The organism is Falsihalocynthiibacter sp. S25ZX9, assembly GCF_041205405.1.
GTDB lineage: Bacteria > Pseudomonadota > Alphaproteobacteria > Rhodobacterales > Rhodobacteraceae > Falsihalocynthiibacter > Falsihalocynthiibacter arcticus.
In genome coordinates this window covers 1-4,889 of the sequence record NZ_JBGFCD010000042.1, presented here as the reverse complement: position 1 = coordinate 4,889, position 4,889 = coordinate 1, and the positions used below count along the sequence as shown (strand labels likewise).

The 4,889-nt window shown below is 51.6% G+C and carries 3 protein-coding genes and 2 pseudogenes; 3 read left to right on the top strand and 2 right to left on the bottom strand.

The features are described from left to right. Positions 1-172 precede the first annotated feature (172 nt). Positions 173-724 (bottom strand): response regulator transcription factor, encoded by a 552-nt coding sequence (locus tag AB9F29_RS21030; protein WP_369757138.1) that lies wholly within the window; start codon positions 722-724, stop codon positions 173-175. A 393-nt stretch (positions 725-1,117) separates the two neighbouring features. Between AB9F29_RS21030 and AB9F29_RS21025 the strand changes: the two are divergent. Together AB9F29_RS21025 and AB9F29_RS21020 are read left to right on the top strand one after the other, a co-directional pair. After that, positions 1,118-2,082 (top strand): annotated as a pseudogene (locus AB9F29_RS21025) (IS30 family transposase). Positions 2,083-2,238: 156 nt separating this feature from the next. Next, positions 2,239-3,066 (top strand): SDR family oxidoreductase, encoded by an 828-nt coding sequence (locus tag AB9F29_RS21020; protein ID WP_369757137.1) that lies wholly within the window; start codon positions 2,239-2,241, stop codon positions 3,064-3,066. Between the two features lie 11 nt (positions 3,067-3,077). On the opposite strand, the gene folE2 is transcribed toward AB9F29_RS21020, so the two are convergent. Beyond that, the gene (folE2, locus tag AB9F29_RS21015; protein WP_369757136.1) at positions 3,078-4,166 is read right to left on the bottom strand and encodes a GTP cyclohydrolase FolE2; all 1,089 of its coding nucleotides are present in this window, start codon (positions 4,164-4,166) and stop codon (positions 3,078-3,080) included. Positions 4,167-4,490: 324 nt separating this feature from the next. On the opposite strand from folE2, the pseudogene AB9F29_RS21010 reads away from it, so the two are divergent. Then, positions 4,491-4,765 (top strand): annotated as a pseudogene (locus tag AB9F29_RS21010) (transposase); the annotation flags it as partial. Positions 4,766-4,889 lie beyond the last annotated feature (124 nt).

The following is a 4,889-nucleotide window of genomic DNA, read 5'->3' as shown; positions in this document are numbered from 1 at the left end:
GTCAGTGCGATCCGCACCGCATCTTCCCTAAATTCGTCTGTTCGTTTCAGTCCCATGCTCAGTCTCCTTTGTTGCAGTAAATGCTATCAAAGGAGCGGCATCAAACCGTGACAGGTCCAAAATGCTATCAAAGGAGCGGCATCAAACCGTGACAGGTCCAATCAGGTCTGTCTCACTGCGCCGCATTTTTTAATACTCCGTTACTTTTGAGAATTCGTTGCAGAGTGCGCCTGTGCATGCTCAAAAGACGTGCCGCCTGCGAAACGTTATCGCCCGCCTCATGGAAGACGCACTCGATATGCTCAAGGCGAGCCTCATTTGGTGAAAGAGTGTTTACGGGCGCGGGTGGCCTTTGATCCGAAGGCGTCATCAGTGCATCGACGATCTCGGAGGTAGTCGCGGGCTTGGTTATGTAGTCCACGGCTCCCATGCGTGCTGCAGCAACAGCCGTAGGAATGTTGCCAAAACCGGTCAGAATGACGGCGCTTGATTTTGGATTGCGCTCTTTCAAAAACTCCACGACATCAAGACCGCTACCGTCCAATAGTTTTAAGTCGGCAATCAAGTAATCAGGCATCCCTTGGCAAATAGCGAGCAATCCCTCAGCAACGCTGGAACATGTTTTCGTCACAAACCCGCGTCGATCCATCGCTTTGGCTAGGCGATCACGAAGCGCATCGTCATCTTCAACGATTAGAAGTGTCTTAATCTTTGGGATACCCATTAGAACGTACTCCTTTTAAAGTATACGGAAGCAAGCCTCCCATGGATCTCTATTGCGTCAATCCGTCGCTCCAATTGCCGAAAATGGTGCTATCGGGTTAATTCGAGCTCGGCTGTACTAAGCCAGTGAGGCTGCTATTTATGTAGCTCAAAGACCGTGCCACACAGTGAGAGTAGCGGTGTAATTCAGTTCCCTCAGACACTCCTTAAAGAGACATCGAACAGCAATCGTAGATCCTTCAAATTGTCGGGCCTTGGGCCGCCCCACCACGAACGGCGATTTTGCAGCGTGGTTTCAACCGGTTGACGTAACACTTTAATCTTTGAGAAAGATGGAGTGTTTATCACGAAGTATCGCCCGCGAACGTTTTATGCGGACAAGCAGAAGTCCGAGATGTGGGATCGCTGGCAGCGCGGAGAGTCTATGAGTTCGATTGGGCGTCACTTCAATCGTGTGTCGTCTTCGATCTTCCCTCATTTGGCGCGATTTGGTGGGATCAGACCCGCTGATCGCACGCGGTAACGATGTGCTTTGAGCCTCATGGAACGGGAAGAGATTTCCCGTGGGCTTGTCACAAAACGGTCATTTCGTTCAATCGCGCAAATCCTGAACCGGTAGCCTTCAACAATCAGCCGCGAGGTTCGCAGGAATGGCGGACGACACGCTTATCGCGCCGCCCCCTCAGACCTGCGCGCTTGGGACTGCGCAACTCGGCCCAAGTTGTGTAAGCTCTCATTCAACGACCTTTGTGCTTGTTAATAGCGCGCAAGCTGCGTCGGAAATGGTCACCGCAGAAAATCGCAGGGTGGCTCAGAATCAAGAATGCAATTCCGATAAGTGAACGCCCAGCTGAGGGTGAAAATCGCGCTGTCCCAGGCCATTGGGCCTCTCGGTGATGCAAGCTAATTGAGGGCGATCTGATTGTGGGATCCAACAACAGCTATATCGCCACGTTGGTTAAGCGGCATTCGAATTTTGTGATGCTGGCAAAAGTAGAGAACAAGGACACCCAAAGCGTCATAACTACCCTTATTAAACAGGCGCGAAAGCTGCCTAAAGAGCTTTACATATCGCTGACATAGGATCGCGGATCTGAGATGGCTGGGCATCGAAACTTTACAGTAGCGACACAAATCGACGTCTACTTCTGCGACCCTCAATCGCCGTAGCAAAGGGGCAGCAAGGAAAACACCAACCGCCTTCTCAGACAGTACTTCCCCAAAGGCACTGATATATCGGGTTTTAGGCAAGCTAAACTCAGCGCCGTCGCACGTCAGCTTAACGAGCGGCCAAGAAAGCCCTTGCAATACCAAACCCCAGAAGAGAAATTTGAAGCATGTGTTGCGGCGACCCTTTGAAACCACAGCCCGAAGCGGACCAAAACTCCCGTGCCGACCCAGGTCTCCACTTTGTTCTTGCAAGGCATTTCGTAAATGTGATCCGTTCGGGACACCACCACGTAATACCATAAAGCATCTATATCTCGAACGGCCCAAAATCGAATGATTAACACAATGAAACATAGTGAATCGATGACATCACAATCCACCAAAGTAGATGAAATTCATTTCCCCGACGCGTTAGGCCAACCGACACCGCAATCTTGCGCTGTCTTGGTCACGGGCGCAGCCAAGCGGTTGGGGCGGTCAATTGCCGTGGACCTCGCGGCCGCAGGTTGGCCGGTTGTCATCCACTACAATGGTTCGAAGGACGCTGCCATTCAGGTCAAGAATGCCATAGAAGAGGGCGGTGGGCGCGCCGAAATCGTGCAAGCAGATCTGTCGCTTGAAGAAGATGTGAATAGCCTCATTGAACGTGCAGAAAATCTGCTCGGACCGATCGGTGTATTGATCAACAATGCCTCCGTATTCGAATGGGACGATCTGTCATCGGCAACCGCAGAGTCCTTTACGCGCCACATGGATATCCATGTCAAAACACCATTGATCCTGTGCCAGCATTTCGCCAAGCGGCTATCAGAAAGCGCTGGTGGGATCATCGTTAATGTGATCGACTCCCGCGTTCTAAATCCAACGCCGCGTCATTTGACCTATACCCTTTCGAAAACAGGTTTGTGGGCCCTGACCCAGGCCTTAGCCCAAGAGTTTGCGCCTCGGATTAGGGTCAATGCAATCGGACCAGGTCCCATCCTGCCTCAGGTGGGGCAGACAGAAGAAGAGTTCCGCGCCCGTTGTGCCTGCCTTCCATTGCAACGGCCAGCTACGTTGTCCGAAGTGTGTGCCTCCGTTCGCTTCCTGATTGCCCAAAGAGGGATAACGGGGCAGATGATCGCTCTTGACGGCGGAGGCCATCTCACTGGCCATCACAAATCTGCGTTGTAAGGCGCGAAACGTTAGCCAATATGATAAAGAGACGCGAACATCCGGTGATCGTAGCTGACTTGCTGAAATGTGGGGCCGCTGGTGAGAATTGACACGGCATCATGGCTGTGCAGCGACTCCTGATGGCTGGCAACCACGCGAAAGTCACCGACGCGATCCTCTCGCTCCAGACCCTCGCAAATCAGCCGAACAGCGTCTTCAACAAAGATTGGATTGGAGGCATTGAGCTCTGCAAAGGCTTGCTCGTCTTCGCGCTTTACCATCACTTGTGTCTCTGTTGGGATAGCAGCAACGCACAGCTCCACAAGGTCTTCAGTCCAAAGGGATTGACCGTTCTTAATCACTGCAGAAATACGTGCAACCGAACGCTGCGAGTGCGGGGTTGCAATCTGGCCACGACTTTTGCGCGCATGCTCGGACAGTTCCAAGGAACACGGACATGTTGACGAGTAGACATAATCAAAGTGAATGATACCCGTGCTTTCCGGCCCATGCCGGATCACCTCAACCGCGACATCATAATACTGGAAACCATCAAGATTGCTGCGCAGTGAGCGCTTCAGCAACGGGTAACGGAAGCTCAATTGTAGCCGCGCATCGAGACTCTCGAGATCATCCAGATAACCTTTCAGAACCCGGTCTATCCGTGCAAGGTCGAAGGGCTCATCAGAATGACTGTAGAATGAGCGCATAATCCGGCTCATATTGATGCCCTTCTTCGAGGCTTCAAGGGAGACCGAACCGGTTACCGACGTCTCCAGCACCAACTGTCCGCCAGCGCGGGTCTGCCACTTCAGCGGAAGGCGAAAGTTTGAAATGCCGACATGCTGGATTTCAGTTTTGGCACCCTTTATCAGGCTCGATGGCCCGTTCTGCAGATCGGGCATACTTGCCTTGTAAGCTGCATCGGGAACAAATTGTTCTGGGTAGCTTCTGTTTAGATCGGCTCTGTAGCTGCGTATCGACCCGCTGAGATCGTCATCCAATCTCAACACACTGCTGCGCTTGATAATTTCAAGTGCGCTTTTCACCTCATCATAAGTGGGCGCGGGTAAATCATCCGCTTCGGGCAGCTGATTGGATAGCACGATATAGTTCATGGCCTGTAACTCCCTAAGTAACAGAAGGTATACGGGCCAAGTTTTGTGTCAGATCACTTATTGATGCTGATTATGCGGGGAATTACAGCACAGCTTTTGGGCTTCGGGTCACAAGCGGAGGTTCAGGCTGCAAAACCTGATAGCGGCCTGGAGCGAGAAACGTAAAAACGGAATGCGATCGATCCGTGTTAGCTTGCTTTTCCACGGATCAACCATAGTTGCTTTCTCAGGCCTGACCTGACCAACGTAATCAGGTAATCCTCCCAATAATTAGAGGTGTTCAAAAGTCGAATTTTCTCGGCAAGATATCTGAGGAGATTTCTGATGAAGACAACACGATACAGCGACGCAAAGATCATGAGCATTTTGAATCAGGCGGAGAGTGGTGTGCCGGTCTCTGAACTGTGCCGCTAGCATGGAATGAACAGCGCGAGCTTCTACAAGTAGCGTGCATTTCAAATCAGTGAGACGTGCTACCGCTACAACCCCGTTTTGAGCGAAGAGAACGAAGAGATTGGCGGGAACGGTTGACCGGGAACAAGCACACGTGGAGCTTTGGCTTGTGTTTTTTATATCTGCGCAACGTGCAGGGATACGGCTTGATGGACCTGTCACGGTTTGATGCCGCTCCTTTGATAGCATTTACTGCAACAAAGGAGACTGAGCATGGGACTGAAACGAACAGACGAATTTAGGGAAGATGCGGTGCGGATCGCACTGACC

Excerpts from the sequence above, each read along its gene's own strand:
- AB9F29_RS21030 (WP_369757138.1), bottom strand. The coding sequence starts at position 724 with ATGGGTATCCCAAAGATTAAGACACTTCTAATCGTTGAAGATGACGAT.
- AB9F29_RS21020 (WP_369757137.1), top strand. The coding sequence starts at position 2,239 with ATGAAACATAGTGAATCGATGACATCACAATCCACCAAAGTAGATGAA.
- folE2 (WP_369757136.1), bottom strand. The coding sequence starts at position 4,166 with ATGAACTATATCGTGCTATCCAATCAGCTGCCCGAAGCGGATGATTTA.